The sequence below is a fragment of the Pseudomonas sp. GL_091 genome (assembly GCF_057837725.1).
On record NZ_CM174451.1, the window covers coordinates 1,521,723 to 1,546,568 of the forward strand.

The 24,846-nt window shown below is 61.0% G+C and carries 26 protein-coding genes; 14 read left to right on the forward strand and 12 right to left on the reverse strand.

Features of this window, described 5'->3' with window-relative positions; genetic code table 11:
- The first annotated feature begins 71 nt into the window (after positions 1-71).
- The 4 genes from AC3ITY_RS06935 to AC3ITY_RS06950 all read left to right on the forward strand — a co-directional run bounded on the left by AC3ITY_RS06935 (position 72) and on the right by AC3ITY_RS06950 (position 3,321).
- On the forward strand, positions 72-722 hold the full coding sequence (locus AC3ITY_RS06935) for a class I SAM-dependent methyltransferase (protein WP_489308226.1): 651 nt from the start codon (positions 72-74) through the stop codon (positions 720-722).
- Between the two features lie 123 nt (positions 723-845).
- Positions 846-1,979 carry a ribonuclease D gene (rnd, locus tag AC3ITY_RS06940; RefSeq protein ID WP_489308227.1) on the forward strand — a complete coding sequence of 378 codons (1,134 nt, stop codon included), beginning with the start codon at positions 846-848 and terminating at the stop codon, positions 1,977-1,979.
- Complete coding sequence (locus AC3ITY_RS06945; protein ID WP_046043850.1) at positions 1,976-2,269, forward strand: YcgL domain-containing protein; 294 nt, start codon at positions 1,976-1,978, stop codon at positions 2,267-2,269. The genes rnd and AC3ITY_RS06945 overlap by 4 nt, the downstream gene beginning before the upstream one ends.
- Before the next feature lie 119 nt (positions 2,270-2,388).
- Complete coding sequence (locus tag AC3ITY_RS06950; protein WP_489308228.1) at positions 2,389-3,321, forward strand: D-2-hydroxyacid dehydrogenase; 933 nt, start codon at positions 2,389-2,391, stop codon at positions 3,319-3,321.
- 73 nt (positions 3,322-3,394) lie between these two features.
- Here the strand turns inward: AC3ITY_RS06950 and AC3ITY_RS06955 are convergent, their stop codons facing one another.
- Positions 3,395-3,988 (reverse strand): nitroreductase family protein, encoded by a 594-nt coding sequence (locus tag AC3ITY_RS06955; RefSeq protein WP_007984791.1) that lies wholly within the window; start codon positions 3,986-3,988, stop codon positions 3,395-3,397.
- A 164-nt stretch (positions 3,989-4,152) separates the two neighbouring features.
- On the opposite strand from AC3ITY_RS06955, the gene AC3ITY_RS06960 reads away from it, so the two are divergent.
- Both AC3ITY_RS06960 and AC3ITY_RS06965 read left to right on the forward strand, forming a co-directional pair.
- Positions 4,153-4,602 carry a YcgN family cysteine cluster protein gene (locus AC3ITY_RS06960; protein WP_095945369.1) on the forward strand — a complete coding sequence of 150 codons (450 nt, stop codon included), beginning with the start codon at positions 4,153-4,155 and terminating at the stop codon, positions 4,600-4,602.
- A gap of 35 nt (positions 4,603-4,637) precedes the next feature.
- Positions 4,638-5,867 (forward strand): hypothetical protein, encoded by a 1,230-nt coding sequence (locus AC3ITY_RS06965; protein ID WP_489308229.1) that lies wholly within the window; start codon positions 4,638-4,640, stop codon positions 5,865-5,867.
- Between the two features lie 110 nt (positions 5,868-5,977).
- On the opposite strand, the gene AC3ITY_RS06970 is transcribed toward AC3ITY_RS06965, so the two are convergent.
- From AC3ITY_RS06970 to AC3ITY_RS06985, 4 genes are all read right to left on the reverse strand, one after another.
- The gene (locus AC3ITY_RS06970) at positions 5,978-6,355 is read right to left on the reverse strand and encodes a YgaP family membrane protein (RefSeq protein ID WP_489308230.1); all 378 of its coding nucleotides are present in this window, start codon (positions 6,353-6,355) and stop codon (positions 5,978-5,980) included.
- Between the two features lie 82 nt (positions 6,356-6,437).
- Positions 6,438-6,908 carry an RNA methyltransferase gene (locus AC3ITY_RS06975; RefSeq protein WP_007993783.1) on the reverse strand — a complete coding sequence of 157 codons (471 nt, stop codon included), beginning with the start codon at positions 6,906-6,908 and terminating at the stop codon, positions 6,438-6,440.
- Between the two features lie 222 nt (positions 6,909-7,130).
- Positions 7,131-7,502, reverse strand: coding sequence for a YajD family HNH nuclease (locus AC3ITY_RS06980; protein WP_007898702.1), 372 nt, complete (start codon positions 7,500-7,502; stop codon positions 7,131-7,133).
- 50 nt (positions 7,503-7,552) lie between these two features.
- Positions 7,553-8,239, reverse strand: a complete 687-nt coding sequence (locus AC3ITY_RS06985; protein ID WP_489308231.1) for a spermidine synthase — start codon at positions 8,237-8,239, stop codon at positions 7,553-7,555.
- A gap of 95 nt (positions 8,240-8,334) precedes the next feature.
- Here AC3ITY_RS06985 and AC3ITY_RS06990 point away from each other — a divergent pair, with 95 nt between their 5' ends.
- A complete protein-coding gene (locus AC3ITY_RS06990) occupies positions 8,335-8,625 on the forward strand; it encodes a hypothetical protein (protein WP_110662116.1) in 291 nt (96 codons plus the stop codon).
- Here the strand turns inward: AC3ITY_RS06990 and AC3ITY_RS06995 are convergent.
- Positions 8,622-9,095 (reverse strand): cyclic nucleotide-binding domain-containing protein, encoded by a 474-nt coding sequence (locus AC3ITY_RS06995; protein WP_489308232.1) that lies wholly within the window; start codon positions 9,093-9,095, stop codon positions 8,622-8,624. The two genes, AC3ITY_RS06990 and AC3ITY_RS06995, sit on opposite strands and share 4 nt — an antisense overlap.
- Positions 9,096-9,303: 208 nt before the next feature.
- A complete protein-coding gene (locus tag AC3ITY_RS07000) occupies positions 9,304-11,358 on the reverse strand; it encodes a S9 family peptidase (RefSeq protein ID WP_489308233.1) in 2,055 nt (684 codons plus the stop codon).
- 124 nt (positions 11,359-11,482) lie between these two features.
- Between AC3ITY_RS07000 and AC3ITY_RS07005 the strand changes: the two genes are divergently transcribed.
- Genes AC3ITY_RS07005 through AC3ITY_RS07015 form a run of 3 tightly spaced genes read left to right on the forward strand, consistent with a single transcriptional unit; the run spans position 11,483 to position 13,346 of the window.
- Complete coding sequence (locus AC3ITY_RS07005) at positions 11,483-11,980, forward strand: hypothetical protein (RefSeq protein ID WP_007993791.1); 498 nt, start codon at positions 11,483-11,485, stop codon at positions 11,978-11,980.
- A gap of 32 nt (positions 11,981-12,012) precedes the next feature.
- Entirely contained in the window at positions 12,013-12,789 is a 777-nt protein-coding gene (locus AC3ITY_RS07010) for a class II glutamine amidotransferase (RefSeq protein WP_489308234.1), read from the forward strand.
- A gap of 14 nt (positions 12,790-12,803) precedes the next feature.
- A complete protein-coding gene (locus AC3ITY_RS07015) occupies positions 12,804-13,346 on the forward strand; it encodes a DUF2937 family protein (protein WP_489308235.1) in 543 nt (180 codons plus the stop codon).
- 44 nt (positions 13,347-13,390) lie between these two features.
- Here the strand turns inward: AC3ITY_RS07015 and AC3ITY_RS07020 are convergent, their stop codons facing one another.
- The 4 genes from AC3ITY_RS07020 to AC3ITY_RS07035 form a co-directional block, all read right to left on the reverse strand.
- On the reverse strand, positions 13,391-15,502 hold the full coding sequence (locus tag AC3ITY_RS07020) for a TonB-dependent receptor (protein WP_489308236.1): 2,112 nt from the start codon (positions 15,500-15,502) through the stop codon (positions 13,391-13,393).
- 15 nt (positions 15,503-15,517) lie between these two features.
- Positions 15,518-16,729 (reverse strand): MFS transporter, encoded by a 1,212-nt coding sequence (locus tag AC3ITY_RS07025; protein ID WP_489308237.1) that lies wholly within the window; start codon positions 16,727-16,729, stop codon positions 15,518-15,520.
- On the reverse strand, positions 16,719-18,641 hold the full coding sequence (locus AC3ITY_RS07030) for an IucA/IucC family protein (protein WP_489308238.1): 1,923 nt from the start codon (positions 18,639-18,641) through the stop codon (positions 16,719-16,721). The genes AC3ITY_RS07025 and AC3ITY_RS07030 overlap by 11 nt, the downstream gene beginning before the upstream one ends.
- A 112-nt stretch (positions 18,642-18,753) precedes the next feature.
- On the reverse strand, positions 18,754-19,683 hold the full coding sequence (locus AC3ITY_RS07035) for a LysR family transcriptional regulator (protein WP_489308239.1): 930 nt from the start codon (positions 19,681-19,683) through the stop codon (positions 18,754-18,756).
- 146 nt (positions 19,684-19,829) lie between these two features.
- Here AC3ITY_RS07035 and AC3ITY_RS07040 point away from each other — a divergent pair, with 146 nt between their 5' ends.
- From AC3ITY_RS07040 to AC3ITY_RS07055, 4 genes are all read left to right on the forward strand, one after another.
- Complete coding sequence (locus AC3ITY_RS07040; protein ID WP_489308240.1) at positions 19,830-21,116, forward strand: MFS transporter; 1,287 nt, start codon at positions 19,830-19,832, stop codon at positions 21,114-21,116.
- Positions 21,117-21,189: 73 nt separating this feature from the next.
- Positions 21,190-21,942, forward strand: a complete 753-nt coding sequence (locus AC3ITY_RS07045; RefSeq protein ID WP_489308241.1) for a 5-oxoprolinase subunit PxpA — start codon at positions 21,190-21,192, stop codon at positions 21,940-21,942.
- Positions 21,939-22,643, forward strand: coding sequence for a 5-oxoprolinase subunit B family protein (locus tag AC3ITY_RS07050; protein WP_489308242.1), 705 nt, complete (start codon positions 21,939-21,941; stop codon positions 22,641-22,643). Before AC3ITY_RS07045 ends, AC3ITY_RS07050 begins: the two co-directional genes overlap by 4 nt.
- Positions 22,640-23,566, forward strand: a complete 927-nt coding sequence (locus AC3ITY_RS07055; RefSeq protein ID WP_489308243.1) for a 5-oxoprolinase subunit C family protein — start codon at positions 22,640-22,642, stop codon at positions 23,564-23,566. The genes AC3ITY_RS07050 and AC3ITY_RS07055 overlap by 4 nt, the downstream gene beginning before the upstream one ends.
- Before the next feature lie 99 nt (positions 23,567-23,665).
- On the opposite strand, the gene AC3ITY_RS07060 is transcribed toward AC3ITY_RS07055, so the two are convergent.
- On the reverse strand, positions 23,666-24,844 hold the full coding sequence (locus AC3ITY_RS07060) for a vWA domain-containing protein (protein ID WP_046043874.1): 1,179 nt from the start codon (positions 24,842-24,844) through the stop codon (positions 23,666-23,668).
- Positions 24,845-24,846 lie beyond the last annotated feature (2 nt).

Consider the following 24,846-nt stretch of genomic DNA (forward strand, 5'->3'; position numbering starts at 1 on the left):
TGCTCCGATTCTGTTTCACGCGGCGGCCGCTGACCTGCGGCCTGTAGAATTTTTATCAAGAGCCATTGCACATGTCCGCTCAGCCCCCATCCGCCATCGAGCTTGAGATCGCCCGGCGCTACGACCAGGAGCACGCGCGCGTCTGCCTTCAGCCGCAAGCGCCGGGTCTGGCCGGGCGTCTGGCGCTCTGGCGTGAGGAGCGACTGGTGCGCAAGGCACTCAAGGTCGCCGGCGAGCCGGGGCTGATCCTCGACGTGGCCTGCGGTGTGGGGCGTTTCTGGTCGGTGCTGGCCGAACATGCCAATCGGGTGATTCTCGCGACGGATCCGTCCCAAGACATCCTCGATCATTCCCGTACACATCACCCGCAGAGTTTGTTGAAGCGGGTCAAAACCTTTCAAAGCTCTGCGTTCTCGATTGGCTTGTCGGAGAACGCGGTTGACTGCATTTTTTGCATGCAACTGTTTCAGCACCTCACCAACCCGGAACATCGTCTGGCGATGCTTGGCGAGTTTTACCGGGTCAGTCGCGATACGGTGATTGTCGCGGTGCGCCTCGACGGTCTTTTCAAGGCCGCGCGCTCGGGTGTGGAAGGGCCGTTACCGAGCAAGACCGAGGTGGAAAGCGAATTCAGGCAGGCGGGTTTCCGTTTGCTCAGCCATCAGGACTTTTTCCCCGGTTGTGCGCGGATGCGGGTCTATGTGCTGGGTAAGACCAGCTAGCCCGACTTTGTAGGACTATTCTGTATGTCACGCAGTAATTTTCGCTAACGCTCTTGTTCAGTGGATGCGCGGAAATCGCCGGGGGCGATATATACTGCGCGCCATTCTTCAAGGGAGAGCCGTGTGGCCATCGATATTCACTGGATTCGCGACAACGATAGCCTCGGAAGGTTGTGCGCCGAGTGGCAACAGTTGCCATTCGTTGCCCTCGACACCGAATTCATGCGGGTCGACACCTTCTACCCAATCGCCGGCCTGCTGCAGATCGGTGATGGCGTTCGCGCCTATCTGATCGACCCGCTGACCATCGACAACTGGCAGCCATTGGCCGCGTTGCTGGAAAACCCGGCGGTGCTCAAAGTTGTCCACGCGTGCAGCGAAGACCTCGAAGTCCTGCTACGCCTGACCGGCAGCCTGCCGGCGCCCCTGTTCGATACGCAATTGGCTGCCGCTTACCTGAACCTCGGTTTTTCCATGGGTTATTCGCGGCTGGTGCAGGAAGTGCTCGGCATCGACCTGCCCAAGGGTGAAACCCGTTCCGACTGGCTGCAACGTCCGCTTTCCGAAACCCAGATCAGCTATGCCGCCGAAGATGCCGTGCATTTGGCTGAAGTCTTCGTAAAGCTGCGTCCAAAGCTGTCTGACGACAAATACGTCTGGGTTCTGGAAGACGGCGCTGAGCTGGTGGCCAACCTGCGCCGCGAGATCGACCCGTACGAGGTCTATCGTGACGCCAAGCTGGCCTGGAAGCTGTCGCGCGCTCAACTCGCCGTTTTGCGTGAGCTCTGCGCCTGGCGTGAAAAGGAAGCCCGGGTCCGCGACCTGCCGCGCAACCGGATTATCCGCGAGCATTCGTTGTGGCCGCTGGCGCGTACGCAACCGGATAACCTCGGCGCCCTGGCGAAAATCGAAGACATGCACCCGCGTACCGTGCGTCAGGACGGCGAGTTTCTGCTTGATCTGATCAAGCGCTCTGGCAGTGTGTCGCCTGATCAATGGCCGCCAGCCGTGCCGGAGCCGTTGCCGGTGGACGCTGCCGTTCTACTCAAGCAGATGAAAGCCATCGGCCAGGCCGAAGCCGAGCGCCTGAACATCGCGCCGGAACTGATGCTGCGCAAGAAAACCCTGGAAGCGCTGCTCAAGAGCGGCTTCCCCAATGGTCCCTACCAATTGCCTGATTCGCTGCGTGGCTGGCGCCGCGAATTGATGGGCCAGGCGCTGCTCGACAGCCTGGCCACCGCCGGAGAACAGCCTTGAAACGTATTTGTTCCATCTACCGCAGCTCGAAGAGAAACGAAATGTACCTGTATGTGCTCAAGAGCGATGCTCTGGAGCGCGTGCCGGATCCCCTGATGGCAGCCTTCGGCAAGGCCATCCACGCGTTCGACCTGGTTCTGAGCCCCGAGCGCAAACTGTCGCGCGAAGACATCACAGTCGTGCTGGAAAACCTCGAAAAACAGGGTTATCACCTGCAAATGCCGCCTGCCGAAGACGAGTACATCGAGCACTTGCCGGAAGAACTGTTGCGTCGCAACGATCCGATGTGAGCGGCAGACAGGCTCTGTTCAGAGTGGTTATGAAACACTGATTGATTTTAGCGATGGCAGCATCGACGGAGCACTGCTCCGTCGGCGGCCGTCTGCACCGTTTTTGAAAGGTTTGAAGCATGCGCGTCCTGATTGCTGAACACGACCACCCCGTGTACGCCCAACTGTTGCGCGAGGCGGCACCGGAACTGGAGGTGCTGACCAGCGGTGATTCCGCCGAACTGGCCAGCCAGGCCGCCGATTGTCCGGTGTGGCTCGGCCAGCCTGATTTGCTGGCGACCCTGTTACGCCAGGGCCATCAACCGCAATGGCTGCAATCGACCTGGGCCGGTATTACGCCGCTGCTGGCCGATGGCTTGCCGCGGCACTATCGGCTGACCCGTGCGGTCGGAATCTTCGGCCAGGTCATGGCCGAGTACGTGCTCACGTACATGCTCGGTCACGAACGTGAAGTGCTGGCGCGACTGGTCAGCCAGGTCGAGCGCAAATGGGATAGTCGCCATGGCCAGAGCCTGGCCGGGCGCAAGGTGCTGATCGTCGGCACCGGTGATATCGGTCAAAGTGTCGCGCAGTTCCTCGTGCCGTTCGGCGTCGAGTTGTATGGCGTTGCCAGCAGTGCGCGGGAGCAGGCACCGTTTATCGAAGTCGGTTCACTGGCGGATCTGCCGCGGCTGGTCGGTGAAGTCGATTACGTGGTCAATTTGCTGCCGAACACCGTGGAAACCCACGATATCTACGACGCGGCGTTGTTCAAGCAATTCAAGCCGACCGGGTTGTTCATCAACGCCGGGCGCGGTGTGGCGGTGGTCGATGCGGATCTGGTGGAAGCCTTGAAAGAAGGGCATCTGGCGGGCGCTGTGATCGACGTGTGCCGTCAGGAACCCTTGCCCCAGCGTCATCCGTTCTGGACGGCCTGGGGCCTGCTGCTGACCGGCCACAGCTCGGCACCGACTTCGCCGTCGATGATGGTGAAGCTGTTTGTCGAGAACCTGCGGGCGTATGAGGCGGGAGAGGCGTTGCGCGGGGAAGTGGATTTCGATCGCGGTTACTGATTCACCGCTGATTTTGCCTGGAGCATCAAACCTGTGGGAGCAAGCTCGCTCCCACAATGTTTTTTGCAGTGGCTTAGAGGGTGAAATCACCTTCAGCCGCCAACTCGCTCAATGGACGACGCGGGCTGGGTTCTTCGCGGGCTTGCAGGTAATCCGCCAGGCTCGCCTTGTCCCCCAGCTTGCCCACCGCGACGGCCGCGTGCAGGGCGTAGCCTTCAGGAATGTTCAGCTCCTTGCGGGTCAGTTCCTGGTCGAAGCCGGCCATGCCGTGGGTGTGCCAGCCGCTCAGGCTCGCTTGCAAGGCCAGATGGCCCCAGGCGGAACCGGTGTCGAAGGTGTGCCACAGGGCCGGGGTTTCTTCGGTGGCGCCAGGCACGGCGAAGGTGGTTTTCGAAATCACGATCACCAGCGCCGAAGCATGTTGCGCCCAACTGCGGTTGAACTCGTTCAGCAGGCCCAGGTAACGCTCCCAGTTCGGCGTGTCGCGACGTGCGTAAAGAAAGCGCCAGGGTTGCGAGTTGTAGGCCGAGGGTGCCCAGCGGGCGGCTTCGAAAAAGCTCAGCAAGGTTTCCTCTGGGATCGTTTCGCCAGTGAAGGCGCGGGGCGACCAGCGATCGGTGAACTGAGGGTGAATGGCGTAATCGGCAACGCGTGGGTTGGCACTCATCAAGAGATTCCTTGCTACGTTTGAAAGTGGGAGCGACGTAAAACCCTACTTGGCAGCGCAAAAACTGACAAGCCCGTTCTACCGACAGTCGCCAATGCTTGGCCCGCGGAGCTTCGGGCACTAGACTGGCGGCCTTTTCACCACCTGATGTCGATGCTCGAACCATGGCCGCCAAAGTAGAACCGTTCTGGATACGCAAGACCCTCGATCAACTCGATCAGGAGGAATGGGAGTCGCTGTGCGACGGCTGTGGATTGTGCTGCCTGCAAAAGCTTGAAGACGAAGACGACAACAGCGTCTATTACACGCGTATCGCCTGCAAGTTGCTGGACCTGAAAACCTGCCAGTGCAAGGACTATCCCAACCGTCGTGACTCCGTGCCGGACTGTATCCAGCTCACGCCGGGCAAGGCCGACGAATTCAAATGGCTGCCACCGACCTGCGGCTATCGCCTGGTCAGCGAAGGCAAGGACCTGCCGTTGTGGCATCACCTGGTGTGCGGTGATCGCGATGCCGTTCATCACGAGCGGATTTCCCAGTCCGGGCGCATGCTCGCCGAAGGCAGCGTGCCGGAAGATGATTGGGAAGATCACCTGATTTTCCGCGCAGGCTGATGGCCTGAGGTTCAGCATTTCACGAAGGAGTGTGTATGGCTGTGGGATGGCGGCAGGCATGTGTCGCGGGATTACTGGCCATGAATTCGCCCGTATGGGCTGCGAACAAGGTCAATCTGGATTATCACGTGCGCCTGTTGCCCCAGAGCGATCAGGCCGAAGTGCGCCTGACGCTGGCCCAGGGGGCGGCGGTGCGCAGCCTGGATTTCGACCTCGGCGACGGCAGCCACTACAGCGATTTCAAGGCTGACGGCCAATGGCAACTGACCCCCGGCAAAGCGGCGCGCGGTGTGTGGCGTCCGACTGCTGACAAGGCCAGCCTGACCTACCGCGTGAACATCAACCACGGGCGTAAAAACGGCAGCTTCGACACGCGCATGACGCCAAACTGGGCGTTGATGCGCGGCGACTATCTGGTGCCTGCGGCCAAACTCGATCAGCTCGACGGCATCGAGCTGGTTGCACGCCTTGAGTTCGAACTTCCCGGTGGCTGGAAAAGCGTTGAAACCGCCTGGCCTCGGATAGGTCAGAACAAGTTTCGTATCGATAACCCTTCCCGACTGTTCGACCGGCCCACGGGCTGGATGCTCGCCGGCCAGTTGGGCAGCCGCCGTACTCGTCTGGGCGAGACCGAAGTCACCGTCGCTGCTCCGCTAGGGCAGGGTATGCGCCGCATGGATGTACTGACGCTGCTGACCTTCGTCTGGCCGCAAGTGCAGGCGCTGTATCCGCGACACCCGGGCAAACTGCTGATCGTCGGGGCCAATGATCCCATGTGGCGCGGCAGTCAGTCGGCGCACGAGTCGATCTACCTCAACAGTCACCTGCCGTTGGTCAGCGAAAGCGGTACCAGTTCCTTGGTCCGTGAGTTGGCCCAGATGTTCGGGCGTGTCAACGGCACCCAGCGCAGTGACTGGATCAGCGAAGGTTTTGCCGAGTATTACGCCATCGAACTGGTGCGCCGGGCCGGCGGCATAAGCGATGAACGCTACGAGAACCTGCACGGCAAACTGGTCAGGAGCAGCCAGAAAGTTACCACGCTGCGCGGTGAGCAGATCAGCCCGACGCAGGTGGCCAGGGCAGTGGTGTTGCTGCAGGAACTGGACCGCGAGATTCGCCTGAAAACCCACAACAAGCGGTCGCTGGACGACGTGTTGCGCGGGGCGATGCGGCTGGGGGATATCGATACCCAGGCGTTTGTTCAGCTCAGCGAGAGCGTGATCGGAGGTTCTCCAAAAGTGCTCAGTACCGAATTGATTCAGTAACCGCCATCGCGAGCAGGCTCGCTCCCACATTTGATCTGTGTCGTACACAAATCCCCTGTGGGAGCGAGCCTGCTCGCGATAGGTCTATCTGACTCACCAAACGGTCCGGATCAAACCCCGGCTTTCGGCGACTTCAAGGAATCATTGCCGGTAACGGTTGCGGTTTTGGTCGCCGCCTCGGCATTGGCCTTCAACTGGCTCAGCTCCTCACCCGCCCGCTGGATTTTCGCCCGCACGTTGTTCATGTCCTGACGGCCTTTCTCCAGCAGGCTTTTCGCCGAGCTGTGGCCGGTAATACCACGGGCCAGGGCCACGCCGCCGATGGCCGCCTGGACCAGGCCAAAGATGCCGCCACGCCGCAGCCCCTTGCCCACCATCACCACGCCGCCGGCCAGGGAGCCAATACGTTCCCATCCCTGCACGTTCTGCTCGGACGGGCTCTGGAACGGGGTGGATTCGATACGCTCGACGCGTTTGAGTTCGCTCATGGTCTGTCTCTCCAGGCTTCGGTGATCGATAGTCAAGCTGACAGCCTGGGCGGGCAGCTTGTTCAATCGGATGTGCGGCGATTCAGCGGAATTTTGGCCCGGAGCGGGTATTGAGCCCCTTGGACATGCGATCGTAGAGCACGACGTTGACCGTGGCGGCCAGGTTCATGCAACCGGTGGTCGGAATGTAGACCACGTCTTCGCACCAGTCGCGAATCTCTTTATCCAGCGATCCGTCTTCCGGGCCGAATATGTAGAGCGCGCGATCCGGGTGGGTGTATTCCGGCAACGGGCGGGCGCCCTCGACCAGCTCCACGGCGACGGGCACACAATTGAGGGGCAGGATTTTCTTCAGGTCGTCGATGCCGATCAGCGGGATGTCGTAGTGCACGCGCTTGGTATCGGTGACGAAGTCGGCGGCGCGCTCATAGCGCTTGCCGGTGTAGAACACCGACGCCACGCCGTAACAGCCAGCGGCGCGCATCACCGAACCGACGTTCTCCGGTGATTTGGGGTTATACAAACCAATGCAGCTGTACCGTTTGTCTGCCACGAGCGGGGTGCCTTTCGGGAAAAAAGCGCGATTATACGGGGATTGGGGCAGGGGTGCTCAGGTTGGAGATCTGTGGTGTCAGGGCTATTGCTATCGCGGGCAAGCCCGCTCCCACAGGTTCTCTGGTGAACACAAAATTTGTGAACGACTGAGACCATTGTGGGAGCGGGCTTGGTCCGGGCGGCGATCCGACGAAGAGGCCAGTTCAGGCACTGAAGATTATTAATCTTCCTTTTTCATCAACCCCGCCAATGCGGCAAACGGGTTGTGCGTGGCCTTGGCGATTTTCGGCGTGCTCAGCGAGCCTTCGTCGAAATACTGTTGGTCGGTATAACGCGAGTGCTCGTTATCGTGGCAGTACAGGCACAACAGCTCCCAGTTCGAGCCGTCCTGCGGGTTGTTGTCGTGGTTGTGGTCGCGGTGGTGCACGGTCAGTTCGCTCAGGCGCTTGCCGGAGAACTCACGGGCGCAGCGGCCACAGACGTGCGGGTACATCTTCAGGGCCTTGTCGCGGTAGCCCATTTCCTTGTCGCGCTGGTTGTCGGCGAGGATGCGATCCAGCTTCGAAGTGTTGGTCGGGGTGGACGAACTCATGGGTTCACCTTTGTAGAAAGACTAATGACGGTTATAGGGTGAAGTTTAGCCTAGCCCTTGAGCTTCTCGGCAATCCAGATGGTGTGGCGGGTGCCCTTGTTGCCGTGGGCGAAGACCTGCACTTCCTCGGCCTTGAAACCAGCCTTCTTCAGTTTGTCGGAAAATTGCCGGTCAGCGCTGGCCGACCAGACGGCCAGCACGCCTTTTGGTCTCAGGGCCTTGGCGCAGGCGCTCAGGCCGCCGGCAGAGTACAGCCAGCTGTTGGCTTTCTGGGTCAGGCCTTCGGGGCCGTTGTCGACGTCGAGCATGATCGCATCGAAACCCTGGGGTTCGGCTTGCAGGACTTTGGCCACGTCTTCCATGCGAATCACGGTTCGCGGGTCTTGAAGCGGGTTTCCGGCTTTCTCGCCGAGTGGCCCGCGATTCCATTCCACAACGCCAGGCACCAATTCAGCGACCACCACTTCGGCGCTCTTGCCCAGATGCTTGAGCGCCGAAGCGAGGGTGAAGCCCATGCCCAGGCCGCCGATGAGTACCCGCGAATTCGGCCGACCGGCGACCTTGCGACACGGGATCTCGGCCAGGGCATCTTCGGAACCGTGCATGCGCGTGTTCATCAATTGTCCGCCATCGCCACCCTGGATCTTGATGACGAAATCCTCGCCGTATTCGAACAGGCACAAGGCACCGCCGTTTTCAGGAATGGGGGTGGTGTCCAGCAGAACGAAACGTTTCATGGGGCTCACTTGAAGAAAATTGGCAGAACTCGGGAGGGCAAACAGACGCAGTTGGGAGTAGCCTGTTTATGACGACAAGGCCAACGGAGCCATTGATGAAGCGCACCATTCTAACGGTCATTGCCCTGGCCGCGCTCTCGATAACTGCAGTGCAGGCTCAACAGCTGCAATCGATTCCCGTCAGCCCCGCGCCGATGCCCGGCTCGCCCGGCACCGCGACGCCCACACCGTACCCGCAGATCAGCCCGGCGCCTTTGCCTAAAGTCGGCCCCGGCAGTAGCGGTCCGCCGTTGGTGCCGATTGAAATGCCGAGCCCGCCGACCAAGGATCAACCCGTTCCAGGAATCGAGCCCAATCCGCCGAAACCCAAGTCGCCGGGCGGCTAGACCTGCTGCGAGAGCAGTTGGCCGTCGGCCATGCGCAGGCGTTTTGAAAGGGATACGGCGAGGACGCGGATGATCTTGGCGGCGATTTTCGGTGCGTCGTTGAGCATCTTTTCCAGCGAATCCTTGCCCAGGTTGAGCAACTGGCAATTGCTTGCGGCCACGCAACTTGCCGAGCGTCGTTCGCCATCAAGCACGGCCATTTCGCCGAACGAGCGGCCGCTGCGCAACGTGGCGATGGTGACTCGTTGCCCGTCAGCGGTGGTTTTCTGCACCGCCACCTGACCGGTGTGGATGATGCACATGAAACTGCCCGCATCGCCCTCCTGGAAGATCTCCTCGCCCTGGGCAATGGTGCTGATACTGAAGTAGCCCGAAGCCGCGGCGAAGTCCGCCGGCAGCAGTTGATTGAACAGGCCGCAATCCATCAGCCAGTCGCGAATTTCGTTGTTCAGAAAGGTTGGTTCAGACATGTCGTCACGGTCTTTTTAGTGATTGTTGCTGACTTGAATTCACCGCAAATCCCCTGTGGGAGCGGGCTTGCTCGCGAAGGCGGTGTGTCAGTCAACATCTCTGCTGAATGTTACGGCCCCTTCGCGAGCAAGCCCGCTCCCACATGGGTTTTGTGTTGTATCGGCTAGCGGTGTGCGCAATTAAGACAGGCACACCGCGCCAGATTCCTCAGGCAATGCCCAAAACCTTGAACAAAAATGCATATTCGAGTGCTACGTCACGCAATCCCTGATATCGACCGCTCATCCCACCATGCCCGGCACCCAATTCAGTCTTGAGCAGCAGGGGATTGCTGTCGGTCTTGGTCGCGCGCAATTTCGCCACCCACTTGGCCGCTTCCCAATACTGCACGCGGCTGTCGTTGTAGCCGGCGATCACCAGGGTCGCCGGATAAGCTTGCGCGGTGACGTTTTCGTACGGAGCGTAGGCCTTGATCCGGTCATGGACGTCCGGTTCTTCAGGGTTGCCCCACTCGTCGTATTCCGTGACGGTCAATGGCAGGTCAGGGTCGAGCATGGTGTTGAGTACGTCGACGAACGGCACTTCGGCGATGGCGGCGCCAAACAGCTCTGGCCGTTGATTGAGCACCGCGCCGATCAGCAAGCCACCGGCGCTGCCGCCACTGATCGCCAACTGCGGTGCAGTGGTGAAGCCTTGGGCGATCAGGTGTTCGGCGCAGGCGATAAAGTCGCTGAAGGTGTTGTGCTTGTGTTCCTGCTTGCCCGCGCGATACCAGGCTTCCCCCAGTTCGCCGCCGCCACGCACGTGGGCAATGGCAAACGCCATGCCGCGATCCAGCAGGCTCAGGCGCGCATGGGAAAACCACGGGTCGAGGCTTTCGCCATAGGCGCCATAGCCGTAGAGGTACAGCGGCACGGGTTTGCCCAGGTCTGCGCGTTTGATCACCAGGCTGATGGGCACTTGCGTGCCGTCCGGCGCAGTGGCCCACAGGCGCTGGCTGACGTAGGCGTCGGCATCGAACGGGCCGAGTACCGGGGTTTGCTTGAGGACTTTCTGCTCGCCGGTCGCCAGTTCAAGCTGGCGGATTTGCGCCGGACGGTTCAACGCTTCGTAGCGCAGGCGAATCCGGTCGCTTTCGAACTCCAGGCTGTTTTGCACGTGCAGGCTATAGGCTGCGTCTGGCAGTTGCACGCGATAAGGCGCCAGGCCTTGTGGGTGAATTTCGATGACCGGCAAGCCGCCGACCCGCAGGCTGAGAGTCATGGCCCCGGTGTTCAGGCTGATGCCGTCGATCATTACCGTGTCGCTGTGAGGGATCAGGTTCTGCCAGTCGGCTTCGGTCGGCGCGGCGCCGGTATCGACAGCGGTGTACAAGGCGAAATTGATGCCGTCACGGTTGCTGCGAATGAACCAGGTCCATTGACCGTCGAGTACGCCGTGGTCGACGTCGTACTCATGCTCCTCGACCCGTGGCGCGATGCAGGTAAAGGCTTGCTGCGGCTGGTTGGCGTCGAGGACCCAGACTTCGCTGGTGGTCTTGCTACCCACGGACAGCAGCAATTGCTGCTCGGAGCTTGAACGGTAGCAATGCATGAAGAAGCGCCCGTCCGGCTCATGGAACACTTCTTCGGCCGCCGTGCCGTCCAGTCGATAGCGATACAGCTTGTGTGGACGATGGGTGTCGTCCAGTTCGCCAAAGAACAGCGTCAGGCTGTCGTTGGCCCATGTCATGCTGCCGTCGCAGTCCTGGAATTCCAGTTCGCTGACACGTCCGTCGGACAATTCCTTCACGAACAGCGTGTAAATCTCGTCGCCGCTGGAGTCGATGCTGTAGGCCAGGCGCTGGTGGTCCGGGCTGATGCTGAACGCACCCAGGGAAAAGAAACCGCCGTTGGCCAGTTCGTTGGGGTCCAGCAGCAGTTGTTCGCGGCTTTCGTCGAGGGTCAGGCTGTCATCGGCCGGGCGCGGGCAGCGGTAGTGGCGGGCGTACTCATCGCCCGCCGTGGTGCGGGTGTAATACAGATACGGTCCCCATGGCGAGGGCAGGGACAGATCGGTCTCGAGAATCCGCCCCTTGATCTCTTCGAACAGGGTTTCGCGCATTCCAGCCTGGTCGGCGGTTTGCGCTTCCTGATATCTGTTTTCGGCTTTCAGGTAGTCGAGCACTGCTTCTGTGTCGCGCTCTTGCAGCCAGGCATACGGGTCGGAGCCATCAGCCATGTGGGCAATCGGAGCGTCGTGAGTGTTGGCGGATAGGGGCATGAAGGGCTCTCGAACAGTGTACGGAATAGGGGCTGGTAACATGGATAGCACCCAACAGTCAGGCATTGATGCAGCCTGACGGGCGAAAAGCCGTTATCATAAGCGCCTCTTTGCCTGCCTTGCCATGGACACCATGACCGAGAACGACTATCTGATCGCTTGGGGCCTCTACGCCTTCGCCGCTTTGGGCTGCCTGTTGGTGTGGATGCGCTTGACCCGCTGGATGTGGCGTTGGCTACGCGAGCCGCTACGTCTGGCGATGGCCGTGCTGCTGTTCAGCCCGACCATCATCGACCCGGTGAAGGACAAAGTCGCACCGGCTGTCGCCATTACCGCGCTCGACCTGCTGTTCAAGGTCGGCAACAACGCCTGGCGGGCGATTTCCGATCTGTTCATGTACGGCATGATCGCGTTCGGCCTCTATTTGGTGCTGGTGGCGATCCGTTTCCCCATCGAACGCGCCTCCAACGCCCGCAAGGAACGTGAGGCTGCCACCAAAGCCGCCGTCCGTGCCGACGAGCCCGAGGACGATCAACCGTTCGGCGGTGCCGGCGATGATCGTTACGGTCGTCCTCCCGTGCCGAGCAATCCTCAGCGGATGCGAGTCGAACCCCGTCTGTAACCTTGCCCCTGCGATTGAGCGAGAGTCCGAGCATGTGTGAGTTATTGGGCATGAGCGCCAATGTCCCGACCGATATCGTGTTCAGCTTCACCGGGCTGATGCAGCGCGGCGGACGCACCGGCCCGCACCGCGATGGCTGGGGCATTGCCTTCTATGAAGGCCGTGGGCTGCGGCTGTTCCAGGACCCGGCGGCGAGCTGCGAGTCGGAAGTCGCGAACCTGGTGCAGCGCTATCCGATCAAGAGCGAAGTGGTGATCGGGCACATTCGTCAGGCCAACGTCGGCAAGGTCTGCCTGTCCAACACGCATCCGTTCGTTCGTGAGCTGTGGGGGCGCAACTGGTGTTTCGCCCATAACGGCCAGTTGGCGGACTTCCAGCCAGTGGCCAGTTTCTATCGCCCGGTCGGCGATACCGACAGCGAAGCGGCGTTCTGCGATTTGCTCAACCGTGTGCGTGCGGCGTTCCCCGATCCGGTCGAGGTCGAAGAGCTGCTGCCTGACCTGGTGGCAGCGTGCGCCGAATACCGCAGCAAAGGCGTGTTCAACTGCCTGCTCAGCGACGGCGACTGGTTGTTCTGCTATTGCTCGACCAAACTGGCGCAAATTACCCGTCGCGCACCGTTTGGCCCGGCGCGCTTGAAAGATGTCGACGTGATCGTCGACTTTCAGGCCGAAACCACACCGAACGATGTGGTGACCGTCATCGCCACCGAACCCCTGACCGAAAACGAAACCTGGACCCGTTACGAACCGGGTCAATGGAGCCTGTGGCGACGCGGCGAATGCGTCAGCCAGGGCCAGACCTCATAAGGATTCAACCCCCCATGTTGCTCAGTTATCTACGGCTGGTGTTGTTTGCGGCGGGCCTGTTGATCGGTGTCCAGGTGCCGGGCTTCATCAGCGATTACGCCAAGCGGGTCGAGGCGCATCTGATCGAGGCGCAAGCCGGGTTGAGCGGCTTTCAGAACACCGCCAATCAGTTCTTCAAGGGTGACATGCAGGCCCTGGTGGCCCACTACCGCGCGAGCGACGACCCGATCTTTCGCAGCGATGCCGACAGCCTGAGCAACCTGTTGACCCGTCAGGTGGCGCTGGACAAGCAATTCCAGGCGATGCAGGGCCCGTGGTACATCCGCTTCCTGCAAGTGGTTCTGGTCGCCGATCCGGACATCCGCAAGGAAACCTGGAATGGCTACAGCTACCAGATCCTGTTGACGCCCGAAGCGATGATCTGGGGCATGAGTGGTGCGTTGCTGCTGTCGTTCGGGATCGAGTGCCTGTTCCGTCTGATCGACTGGGTGGTGTTGGGCGGCAAGCGTCTGCGCCAGAGCCGGCCGATCGAAGAGCGGGATTTGCGCGGCTTGTAACACCGGCGAACGTCAAGGAGCCGGCAAGCCGGCTCCTTGCTTGATTACCAATCAATCGAATAGGTCATGCTCAAGGTACGGCCTTCGGCGTTGGGGAATGGCGCTCTGGCGTTGGCCTGGGCGAACAGGTTGACGTACGTGCGGTTGGTCAGGTTGTACACCCCGCCTTCCAGACGACCGACCGGCAAGTACACGGAGCCGAGCAGGTCCACCAGCGTATAGCCTTCGATGTCGCGCCCGTTGTTGTCCTTGGCGGCAGCGTCGTAACTGGCCAGGTGCATGCCTTGCAGACGCAGGGTGTAGTCGTCTTCGGCGTAGCCGACGAACAGCGTGGTTTTGGCCGGTGAAATGCGTGTCGCCGGCAGATCGATCCATTTCCCGTTCTGCTCGGTCTCGCCTTTGGCCCAGGCATAGGTGCCACCCACCGACCAGTGATCGGTCGCGAGGTAGGTCAGGCTGTTTTCGATGCCGCGAACCCGTTCCTTCTGGTTGATCAGACGCAAGACACGGCTATTGGCATCGTAGAACTGAGTCACGTCCGAGGTGTTTTCATAGACGGTGACGTCGGCCTGCCACCGGTCCCAGTCACCGCGCCAACCCAGCTCGTAGCTGTCGACCTTGATGGCCTGGGCGTTGAGGCTCTGGATGTCGAAGGTGCTGTTCACGTCACGCAAGAAGCGCTGGATGTCCGGCAGCGAAAACCCCTGGCTGTAATTGGCGAAGACGTCCTGATGTTCACTCAGGTGATAGACCGCGCCCAGGTTATAGAGCGTAGCGTCGTACTTGAGGGTGTCACCGGGCAGGATGGCGCGTACGCCGGTCTGGACGATCTGACCGTAAGCGATGCTGTCGGAGACCTCGCTTTCGATCCATTCGCGGCGCACACCGCCACGCAAGGTCCAGTCTCCGATGTCCCAGGACATCTGCCCGAACAGCGCCTTGGTGGTGGTTTCGATATCCGGGCCCATCTCGTAAGTGGTGCCAGTCTTGGTGTAGGTCAGCCCATTGAGGGTGTATTGGTCTCCGCGCTGGCGGGAGCGTTCGTGATCATAGTCGGCGCCCCAGACCAGGTTGCCCGTGGCGCTGCCGATGGCCGGCAACGGCGTGTCGATGGCCGCACGCAGGCCGTACACATCCTGCACGCTGTTGTTGTCGGCGATCCCGGCCTTGCCCCGCGACAGGTCCGGGAAGAACAGCGCGTCGGCCCGGCGCCAGTAGCTTTCCAGTTGCAGGCCCTGGCCGTAGAAGTCGTTGTCGGTGTAGTTGAGGTTGGCCGCCTGGTTATGGGTGTAGGGCTGGTCGTCGAGTTTCAGTCCTTTGACCGCCACGGCCTCTTGCAGGTTTTTCGGGTCTTTTGTGTAGCCAGTGTCCTGCTGGTCCTTGTAGTCCTGCAGCGACAGGCTGAGTTTTTTATCGGCATCCAGTTCGTAACCGAAACGACCTTGCAGGTCATAGGTGTCGGTGTCCATGTTGCTGCCCTGGGATGTGTCCTGAGGGATGCGATTGCCGTTGCCGTCGTACTGATCGTTGCGCTGGGTCAGGTCGGCGGAGACGTACCAGTCCAGGGCATCCTTGCGCCCGGTCGCACTCTGAAAGGCCTCGTAGGCGAAACCCTTGCTGTTGAGGTTGTTGCCGGTGGTCAGGCCCAGTTTGCTGCTGTAGGCAAGGTCCTGACCCTGGTTGCGCTTGGTGATGATGTTGATGATGCCGCCCGAAGCGCCGGCGCCATAAATGCTGCTGGCGCCGGAAACCACCTCGATGCGTTCGATACTGGCCGGCGCGATGCTGTTGAGTTGGCGGAAGTTGTCCCGCGTGGCGTTCTGCGACACGCCGTCGATCAACACCAGCATGTTGCGCCCGCGCAGGGTCTGGCCGAAGTTGCTCATCCCGCCGCTGGACGGCGCCAGGCCGGGAACCAGTTGCCCCAGAATGTCGGAGACCCGACGCCCGGCGCCACTCTGTTGGCGGATCTGCTGTTCGTCGATTACCTGTACCGAGCCTGGAATCGAGGCAATGGTTGCTTCGCTGCGCGTCGCGGAAACGACGGTGGCCTGCATGTTCAATGTACCGGGTTGCTGGTCGGTGTCCTCGGCCCAGGCCTGGGCGCTGACGGAGCCGAGCAACGGAATCAACAGGGAAAGTTTGGTTCGGGTCATGAGTTGGTCTTTTTTTTAGTCGTGATAAGTGTGGGTAGATAAGATTGCGGGGTCAGGCGTGGAGGTGAATGAGCGCACCCAACGGATCCCGACGGCGGCCAGTGCGTAGGTCAACGCCACCAGCCAGAAACTGTGGGCCAGGCCGACCAGCCCCATGCCGATCCCGCCGAGGACGGCACCGAGCAGAGCGCCAGCCTTGGCCGCGCTGTTGCCCAGGCCGAGGGCAAAACCCTGTTGGCTTGAAGACACGGTGTTGGCGATCAGCGCATAGGCGACGGGGAGCAGTGCGCCTTGCCAGATGCCCCAGACCAACCGGCTGACGAGAAAACCCAGCCATTCGTTAGCCAGTGCCGTGGCCGCGAGCGTCAGGGCGCAGAGCCAGGCAACGCCTTCGATGACACGCAAGGTGTAAGCCGGCTGCCAGCGGTCGAACAGACGCCCCCACAGCGGGGCGGAGATGGCCAGGGTCGCTGCACTCGCCGCGTAAGTAGCGCCGATCAGCCAGCCCGGTGCGTGCAGAATGTCGGCGACGTACAGCGCGTAGAAGGGTTGCGGCATCATCTTCGCGGCTTGAATCAACACGATCACCAACAGGATTCCACTGAGCCAGCCTTTAGGCAGGGCCACAGGCGCAACCGGTTTCTTCGTCGAGGCTCGCGTCTTGTCGGCCGGCAGGAAAAAGCTCCCCAGTGCACACAGCAGGCAAATCGCCGACGCGCCATAACAGAGCAGGGCAAACCCCGAGATGTCCATCAGCCAGCCACCCAGTACCGGGCCGATCAACGAGCCGACGGCGGTTGCCGATTGCAGACGGGCCAGGGTGTGACCGCGCCGGGAACTGTCGCAGCAGGCCAGGGCATAGGCTTGCGCGGCGGCGAGAAATCCGGCCAATGCGCCTTGCATCACGCGAATGCCCACCAGCAGCCATGGGTCGAGGGTAATCGCCGCCAGCCCTTGGCACAGCGCAAGTGCCAGCAACGCCCGAACGATCATCGGCTTGTGCCCGGTGCGATCACCCAACCGTCCCCACGCGGGCGTCAGCAGCATGGCCGCCAGCATCGGGCCGGCATACACCAGCGCCGATAGCAGCGCGGTGTAGCCAGCACCCTCTGGCCCAAGCAGATGCTGGATCTGCAAGGGCCAGAACGGACCGCTCATTTCCATGGCACCCATGGAGACAAACTGGATGACGATCAGCAGTCGCAACGCACGACCATCAGCGAGCATCGGCGTTGGTTCGCAGCGGATTACTCAGGCGTCCGACGATGTCGGCGTGGCTGTCGTGCAAGCGCATGCGCATGAACGATTTGGCCGGCCAATCCTGTTCCAGCAGGGCCTGGCGTTCGCTTTCCCAGCGTGCCGGTTCGACGTGCTCGCGCACGCTCTCGAAGCACTGTTCGACGTGCGTAGCCAAACGCTCCCAAAGGCTATTTTCCGGCACATTCCAGTGGCGGGCGCAGAGCAACGTCAACTCACCGAGGTGGCACATGAACGTGGTGTGCAGGAGCTTGTCGCGGACAAAACCGGCGTCGTCGTACAGGGTCATTTCCGGATCGTGCAGCTGGATATCCAGACCCTTGGCGTGCAGGGTTTTGCGATCAATGCGAATGTCGCCGAAGTCACGCAGCAGCAGCCGATTCAACTGCCCGTCAGCGCCCATCACCATGAAGCTGTTTTGCTGGTGCGCTTCGAACGCCACGCCATACATCAGGTAGATACCCAGCAGGCTCGGGACGGCAATCGACAGGTAGTCATCGAAGAACGCCAGCATGGCCTCGCTGTCGTCACGGCCCTGAGCCAGTTGCACCCAGTCACGCAGCAATGGTTGTTCGAATTCGTTGACGGCGAACAGGCTGCCGACCGGCACGGCCAGTTCGCCTTCTTGCAGCAGGGTCAGCGGGTTGTCGCGGTACAGCACGGCGGCATGCCGGGACCGTTCGTCATTGGCCGGTTGTGGCGCGTAGTGCACGCCGATGCGCTCTGGCACGATGTTCAGCAGGCGCTGAATCTGCGGTTCATGATCGAGAATCTGCAGTATCAGTTGACTGATGCGCGGTCCCATCCGGGCCGAGCGCGGTGACACGGTGCGCTGCACGCTGGTCAGGCGCAAGGCCACCGGCAGTTTGACCATCGGCGCAACGCGGCTGGCCTCTGGTACGACCGTGCGGAAAGACATGGTCGGGTGGCCAGTGAAGGCAACGATGTCGGTGACGATCAGCAGATTGTCGGCGATTTCGTTGGTGAACAAATTGGGCAGTTCTTCATTGGCTTGCCATGGGTGCGACGGTAGCGGGAGGTAGTCCGCTGCCTCCAGGCTCCGTTGCTGCAAATGGTGCTGCAGTTGTTCGGCGGCCTGCGGGAAGTGGCCCTGCCACCAGTCCCAGTAATCGGCTGTGCCGGCCAGCGACTCGACGTGTGCGTACTGACGGTGCAGGGCGCACAACACAATCGGAAAACTCGCTTCGAATTCCGGCGAGAAAGCGATGACCTGCGCAGCGCTCAAGCCCAGTTTGGTCTTGTAGTTCGGATGCCAGGGGTGGCCGAGCGTGCCCCACTGTTCGAGCAGTGACGTCGGGTTCTGGTGGTCGGGGCTGGCTTTGAGCCAGGCAAGCAGATTGTCGTCGTGCTCGGTGTCGATCTGCTCTCTCAGGCGCTCGGTCCATCCATGGTGGAACGCCAGGCACAGGGTGTCGTTGCTGTAGCTATCGTCCAGCTCGCGGGCCAGACGTTCCAGTACCTGCGGGGAGGCGGGCGGGTTGAGCTGAGTGCTGAGGAGAGCGAGCAGTTCGCTGGGCAACTGGATTTTGTGGGGCAGGCGGTCGGGGGTGTGCAGGACGATGCTGCCGCGAACGTCCCAGCTGTTCATTCTTCCGCCCGACAGGTGATCGAAGCAAAGCTGCGCACCGTCGCCAAGTGGCAGCCAGCAACGACTGTTGTTGTCGTATTCGCAGGCGTCGGGGTTAATCAGACCTTCGCGAAACAGCGCCTGGATCAAGCGTTGGAAGCAGCGCTGGGCGGCGGGCTCCAGGGCATTGCTCAAATGGTCGAGGGTGATGCGGTGGGACTGGAAGGCCGGAGTGCCGAGGGCTTCGCTCCAGTTTGAGAGCAATTGCTGCTGTTTTTGCGTGTAAGCGCGCATCGAGTCCGACTCCTTCTGGACAGTGGTTTAGCTGAATGCGCGCAGAGAATACATTTTTCAAATTATAATGCAAATGATAGTAATTCCTACTTGTAGTATGGAGAACTCCTTTTCAGAGTCTGGTCAGGGGTTTGCTCAATACCATGTAGCGCTCACCCACCTTCCGCGCATACTCCTCCAACACCTGCTGACACAACGCCACAATCTCCTCGACCCACTCAACGCCCACCCGCCACGACACCACCACCTGCAAGTTCGGTGGTCGTTGATCGATGTCCAGCAAGGTCAATTCACCGCGCGCCAGTTCCTCGGCCACCAGCACCGGCGGCAATGCGCCGATGCCAAAGCCGTCGCGCAGCAGCCGGGTAATCGCCGACACCGAGTTCACGCAGTTCAGACGTGGCGCCGTCACGCCATTGGCCTGCATCAGCGCCAGCACTTCCTGATGCGGGTGAGAGTTTTTCGAGTAGGTAATGATCCGCTCTTTCGCCAGATCGGCGACGCCTGAATACTCACGGTTGTACAGGGAATTGCTGGCGACAATCCAGCCCATGGGGTGGCTGGCCAGTTCCAGGCTGCGCACGCTTTCCTGGCGTAGCAGGTCGGTTTGCAGGATCACGTCGAGAAAGCCTTTTTGCAGCTGATCGCAGAGGTTGAGCGAGGTATCGGCCACCAGTTCGATTTCCACCAGCGGGTAGTGATCGGTCATCTGCGCCACCAACGGGCTGAGCCAGGTGTGGATTACCGTGTCCATCACGCCGATGCGCACCCGTCCGGCCTTGCTCGAACGGGTCTCGATCGACTGCTTGAGTGCCTGCATGGTGTCCATCATCTGCTCGGCGTAATCGAGCACTTTCAGGCCTTCGGGCGTCAGGCTCACGCCGCGCGAATCGCGCAGAAACAGCTTTACCCCCAGCTCGCCCTCAAGCACTGCGATGCGGCTGGAAATCGAAGCCTGGGTGGTGAAGAGCTTGTCGGCGGTCAGGCGAAAACTCTTGAGTCGGGCGACCCAGACGAAGGTCTCGAGAAACTTCAGGTTCATGGGATAAAGATTTCTTATGTCTAAGGCGGGTTTTTATTAGTTGGACGCAGCAGGGGCGCGCGTCCAAAAATCGACGCATCCGGTTCCCACGATAGGCGTCGTCGGGGCTCAGAACAATACCAATAAAATCAGCGCGGAGATTTGCCATGAGTGCGCCCGACACCACCGCCATTCCGAAATCCTCGGCCCGCCCGGGACCCTTCGACTGGTATCGCAATATCAATCAGCAGGAACGCCGCACCTTCTGGAGCTGCAAGATCGGCTATGGCCTGGACGGCATGGACACCCAGATGCTCAGCTTCGTGGTGCCGACCCTGATTGCCATGTGGGGCATCACCACCGGCCAGGCCGGGCTGATTCACACCAGCACGCTGATCGCTTCGGCCATCGGTGGCTGGGTGGCGGGGATTCTCTCCGACCGCATTGGTCGTGTGCGCACCTTGCAACTGACCGTGCTGTGGTTTGCCTTCTTCACCTTCCTCTGCGGCTTTGCCCAGAGCTACGAGCAACTGCTGATTGCCCGCACGTTGATGGGCTTCGGTTTCGGCGGCGAGTGGACGGCCGGCGCGGTGCTGATGGGCGAGGTGATTCGTGCCCAGGACCGTGGCAAGGCAGTGGGTATGGTGCAATCCGGCTGGGCGCTGGGTTGGGGGCTGACCGCGATTCTGTATGCGCTGCTGTTCTCGGTATTGCCACCGGAAGACGCCTGGCGCGCGCTGTTCATCCTCGGCATCGTGCCGGCGATTTTCGTGATATTCGTCCGCCGTCTGGTCAAGGACCCGGAAATCTATCGTGAAGCCAAAGCCAAACAGGAGCCGAGCAACCCGTCGAAGTTCTACGAGATCTTCGCCCCCGACATGCTCTTCACCACGATTCGCGCTTCGTTGCTGACCACCGGCGCGCTGGGCGGCTACTACGCGATCACGTCCTGGCTGCCGACTTTTCTGAAAAACGAGCGCGGTTTGAGCGTACTCGGCACCGGCGGTTATCTGGCGATGGTGATCATCGGGTCCTACGTCGGTTACGTCATCAGCGCTTATTTGACTGACATCCTCGGACGTAAAAAGAACTTCATCCTGTTCGCCGTGGGCTCGTTCACCATTGTGTTGCTGTACACCCAACTACAGGTCAGCAACGGCGTGATGCTGTGGCTGGGCTTTCCGCTGGGCTTCTTCGCCTCGGGGATTTTCAGTGGCATGGGCGCATTCCTGACCGAGTTGTTCCCTACACGCATTCGCGGTTCGGGCCAGGGTTTTTGCTACAACATCGGCCGGGCGCTGGCGGCGTTGTTCCCGCTGCTGATCGGCCTGCTCAGCCAGACCGTGCCGCTGAGTGTAGGCATCGGTGCCTTTGCGGCGGTTTCCTACGGCGTGGTGATCCTCGCGGCCCTGAGCCTGCCGGAAACCCGTGGCAAGCAACTCGACGCCCAGTAACTGATAACCTGCGGGCCTGTCTCACAGATATGTCCCGCAGCTAAAAAGAATAAAGCCTACAGGAGTGTTCAGCGTGAGCCGCCTGCTATTGAACTGCGACATCGGCGAGAGTTTCGGCAGCTGGACCATGGGTCTGGACGCGGAAATCATGCCCTTCATCGATTGCGCCAACATCGCCTGCGGTTTTCACGCCGGCGACCCGAGCATCATGCGCAAGACCGTCAGCCTGGCCCTCGGCCACGGTGTGCAAGTTGGTGCGCATCCGGCCTATCAGGACCTGGTGGGGTTCGGCCGTCGCTCCATGGCCTATGCCACCCAGGAACTTCAAGACATCCTGCATTACCAGATCGGCGCCCTCGACGGCATCTGCCGGGCCCAGGGCGGGCGGGTCAGCTACGTCAAACCCCATGGCGCGATGTACAACGACATGATGGCCAACCCGGCGCAACTGCGCGCCGTGCTGCAAGCGGTAGCGTCCTATGACCGCAACCTGCCGTTGATGTTGATGGCCACCCGCGACAACAGTGCCGCCCAACAACTGGGCGATGAATACGGCGTGACGCTGTGGTTCGAAGCCTTCGCCGACCGTGCTTATGACAGCGCCGGCAGGCTGGTGTCGCGACAATTGCCGGGAGCGGTGCATCACGACCCGGAAAAAATCATCGAGCAGGCGCTGACCATCGCCCGTGGCGATCCGCTCACCGCCAGTGACGGCAGTGCCCTGCATTTGCAGGCCAACACCCTCTGCGTGCACGGCGACAACGCCAGTTCGGTCGCTGCTGTGCAACGCATCCGTGAAGCCTTGAACCGGCAGAGCGCGTCATGAAGCTGCGGGTGGAAGTGGTGGCGCTGGATTGCCTGATGGTGCGCCTGTTCGATGAAATTGCCGAAACCAACATGCCGTGGATGCTGGCGGCCAGTGAAAGTCTGCGCACGGCATTCGCCGGGCATCTGATCGATCTGGTGCCGTCCTACACCACCTTGATGGTGCATTACGACTTGACCGCGCTGAGTCCCGTCCAGGCCCGGGAGTTGATTGCCCAGGCACTGATCGATCTGTCGCCCAATGCGCGTACGCGCGGCACCTGTCATGTGTTGCCGGTGTGGTACGACTTGAGCGTCGGTCCGGAGCTGAGCCTGTTGTCGCAGCGCAGCGGATTGGCGGTGGAGGAGGTGATCCGTCGTCACTGCGAGCGTGAATATCAGGTGTTCGCCCTGGGTTTTGCACCGGGCTTCGCCTTCATGGGGCTGGTAGAAGAGGTGCTCGCCGCGCCGCGTCTGAACACGCCACGCAAGAAAGTCGCGGCCGGCAGTGTCGGTATCGCCGAACGGCAGACGGCGGCCTACCCGGTGGTGTCGCCGGGGGGCTGGAACCTGATTGGCCGCACGCCGGCCAAATTGTTCGATCGCCACCGTGACGGCTACAGCCTGATGCAACCCGGTGACACCGTACGGTTCGAAGCGGTCGGCCATGCCGAATTCATTAACCTGGGCGGTGACGATACGCCACTGGAGGCCCAAGCATGAGCCGTCTGATGATTGAAGCGAGTACGCCGCTGTGCCTGTTGCAGGATGCCGGTCGATTCGGCGTACGGCATCTGGGCGTGACCCAGGGCGGAGCCGCCGATTGGCGTTCGATGGCTTGGGCCAACTGGCTGTTGGGCAACGGGCTGGATGCGCCGGTAATCGAAATCACCCTCGGCGGATTCACCGTCGTTGCCGAGGATGATTGCGTGCTGGCCTTGGCCGGAGCGGATCTTGGTGCGCAGGTGGACGGCGAAGCGCTGGCGCCATGGCGCAGTTTCAGGCTGCACAAAGGCCAGCGTCTGCAATTCCCCCGGCCGTTGCTCGGTGCCCGGGCCTATCTGGCGGCGCCGGGTGGGTTTGATGCACCGAAAGTGCTGGGCAGCAGCGCGACGGTGGTCCGCGAGGAACTTGGTGGCCTGGACGGAATGGGCCATGCGCTGGGTAAAGGCGCGTCATTGAGCTACTCGGGGAACTCGCTGGTATTGCTGCGGGAGTTGCCGAACGAATACGTGCCGGATTTCACCGGCGAGCCATTGCTGGATCTGGTGCTTGGTGCGCAGATCGGCGAGTTCAGCGGGCAGAGCCTGTTCGATGCGTTCAACAGCGTGTGGAGCCTCGACAGCCGAGCCGACCGGATGGGCATTCGCCTGTTGGGTACGGCGCTGCAGTACCAGGGCAAACCGATGATTTCCGAAGGTATCCCGTTGGGTGCGGTCCAGGTGCCGCCCGACGGGCAGCCGATTGTGTTGCTCAATGATCGGCAGACCATTGGTGGTTATCCGCGATTGGGAGCGTTGACGCCGTTGGCGTTGGCGCGATTGGCGCAGTGCTTGCCGGGGGCGCGGGTGCGGTTGCGGCCGGTGGTGCAGGATGTCGCCCATCGCGAACAAATCGAGTATTTGCAGCGCTTCAAGCGCAGCTGAAAGCTTCGCGAGCAGGCTCGCTCCCACAGGGTCTTATGTACAGCAAAGATCCAATGTGGGAGCGAGCCTGCTCGCGATGGCGCCAGACCAGACAAAAAGTTATTTGGATAGAAACCGCATCCCTTCCTCCAGCCCACGAAGAGTCAGCGGATACATCTGGTCCTCGATTAAATCCCGCACAATGTTGGTCGAAGAGGTATAGCCCCAGGTGTCCTTCGGATACGGGTTGATCCAGATGAGCTTCTTGTACTTCTCCTTGAATCGCTGCATCCACACGTAACCGGCTTCTTCGTTCCAATGCTCGACGCTGCCGCCCGCCTGGGTGATTTCATACGGCGCCATCGCGGCGTCGCCGATGAAGATCACTTTGTAGTCGGCGCCGTACTTGTGCAGCAGATCCATGGTCGATGTGCGCTCGGAGGTGCGGCGCATGTTGTTCTTCCACACCGATTCATAAATGAAGTTGTGGAAGTAGAAGTACTCCAGATGCTTGAACTCGGTCTTGCAGGCCGAGAACAGCTCCTCGCAAATCTTCACATGGGCGTCCATCGAGCCGCCGATGTCGAACAGCAGCAACAGCTTGACGGTGTTGCGCCGCTCCGGCCGCATCTGGATGTTCAGCAGGCCGGCATCCTTGGCGGTGTGGTCGATGGTGCCATCGATGTCCAGTTCCTCTGCTGCCCCCTGACGGGCGAACTTGCGCAGGCGGCGCAGGGCGACCTTGATATTACGGGTGCCCAGTTCGACCGAATCGTCGAGGTTCTTGTATTCGCGCTGGTCCCAGACCTTGGCCGCCTTGCCCTGGCGCTTGCCGGCGTCGCCGACCCGAATACCCTCCGGGTTGAAACCGCCGGAACCGAACGGGCTGGTACCACCGGTGCCAATCCACTTGTTGCCACCGGCGTGGCGTTCCTTCTGTTCTTCGAGGCGTTTCTTGAACTCTTCGATCAACTTGTCCAGGCCACCGAGGGACTGGATCGCCGCCCGCTCTTCGTCGGTCAGCGAGCGTTCGAACTCTTTGCGCAGCCAGTCTTCGGGGATCAATGCCTGAAGATGATCGTCGAGCTTTTCCAGGCCATTGAAGTAGGCACCGAACGCTCGGTCGAACTTGTCGAAATGCTTTTCATCCTTCACCAGGATCGTCCGGGACAGGTAATAGAACTCGTCCATGTCGGCGAAGGTCACGCGCTGTTTCAGCGCGTTGATCAGGTCCAGCAGCTCTCGTACCGAGACCGGCACCTTGGCTGCGCGCATTTCATTGAACAGGTTGAGCAGCATTG

Excerpts from the sequence above, each read along its gene's own strand:
- AC3ITY_RS07035 (WP_489308239.1), bottom strand. The coding sequence starts at position 19,683 with ATGAACCTGAAGTTTCTCGAGACCTTCGTCTGGGTCGCCCGACTCAAG.
- AC3ITY_RS07020 (WP_489308236.1), bottom strand. The coding sequence starts at position 15,502 with ATGACCCGAACCAAACTTTCCCTGTTGATTCCGTTGCTCGGCTCCGTC.
- AC3ITY_RS07030 (WP_489308238.1), bottom strand. The coding sequence starts at position 18,641 with ATGCGCGCTTACACGCAAAAACAGCAGCAATTGCTCTCAAACTGGAGC.
- AC3ITY_RS06995 (WP_489308232.1), bottom strand. The coding sequence starts at position 9,095 with ATGTCTGAACCAACCTTTCTGAACAACGAAATTCGCGACTGGCTGATG.
- AC3ITY_RS06965 (WP_489308229.1), top strand. The coding sequence starts at position 4,638 with ATGGCTGTGGGATGGCGGCAGGCATGTGTCGCGGGATTACTGGCCATG.
- AC3ITY_RS06970 (WP_489308230.1), bottom strand. The coding sequence starts at position 6,355 with ATGAGCGAACTCAAACGCGTCGAGCGTATCGAATCCACCCCGTTCCAG.
- AC3ITY_RS06960 (WP_095945369.1), top strand. The coding sequence starts at position 4,153 with ATGGCCGCCAAAGTAGAACCGTTCTGGATACGCAAGACCCTCGATCAA.
- AC3ITY_RS07010 (WP_489308234.1), top strand. The coding sequence starts at position 12,013 with ATGTGTGAGTTATTGGGCATGAGCGCCAATGTCCCGACCGATATCGTG.
- AC3ITY_RS06985 (WP_489308231.1), bottom strand. The coding sequence starts at position 8,239 with ATGAAACGTTTCGTTCTGCTGGACACCACCCCCATTCCTGAAAACGGC.
- AC3ITY_RS07000 (WP_489308233.1), bottom strand. The coding sequence starts at position 11,358 with ATGCCCCTATCCGCCAACACTCACGACGCTCCGATTGCCCACATGGCT.
- AC3ITY_RS06980 (WP_007898702.1), bottom strand. The coding sequence starts at position 7,502 with ATGAGTTCGTCCACCCCGACCAACACTTCGAAGCTGGATCGCATCCTC.
- AC3ITY_RS06990 (WP_110662116.1), top strand. The coding sequence starts at position 8,335 with ATGAAGCGCACCATTCTAACGGTCATTGCCCTGGCCGCGCTCTCGATA.
- AC3ITY_RS07005 (WP_007993791.1), top strand. The coding sequence starts at position 11,483 with ATGGACACCATGACCGAGAACGACTATCTGATCGCTTGGGGCCTCTAC.
- AC3ITY_RS06950 (WP_489308228.1), top strand. The coding sequence starts at position 2,389 with ATGCGCGTCCTGATTGCTGAACACGACCACCCCGTGTACGCCCAACTG.
- AC3ITY_RS07050 (WP_489308242.1), top strand. The coding sequence starts at position 21,939 with ATGAAGCTGCGGGTGGAAGTGGTGGCGCTGGATTGCCTGATGGTGCGC.
- AC3ITY_RS07015 (WP_489308235.1), top strand. The coding sequence starts at position 12,804 with ATGTTGCTCAGTTATCTACGGCTGGTGTTGTTTGCGGCGGGCCTGTTG.
- AC3ITY_RS06935 (WP_489308226.1), top strand. The coding sequence starts at position 72 with ATGTCCGCTCAGCCCCCATCCGCCATCGAGCTTGAGATCGCCCGGCGC.
- AC3ITY_RS07055 (WP_489308243.1), top strand. The coding sequence starts at position 22,640 with ATGAGCCGTCTGATGATTGAAGCGAGTACGCCGCTGTGCCTGTTGCAG.
- AC3ITY_RS06955 (WP_007984791.1), bottom strand. The coding sequence starts at position 3,988 with ATGAGTGCCAACCCACGCGTTGCCGATTACGCCATTCACCCTCAGTTC.
- AC3ITY_RS07040 (WP_489308240.1), top strand. The coding sequence starts at position 19,830 with ATGAGTGCGCCCGACACCACCGCCATTCCGAAATCCTCGGCCCGCCCG.
- AC3ITY_RS07025 (WP_489308237.1), bottom strand. The coding sequence starts at position 16,729 with ATGCTCGCTGATGGTCGTGCGTTGCGACTGCTGATCGTCATCCAGTTT.
- AC3ITY_RS07060 (WP_046043874.1), bottom strand. The coding sequence starts at position 24,844 with ATGCTGCTCAACCTGTTCAATGAAATGCGCGCAGCCAAGGTGCCGGTC.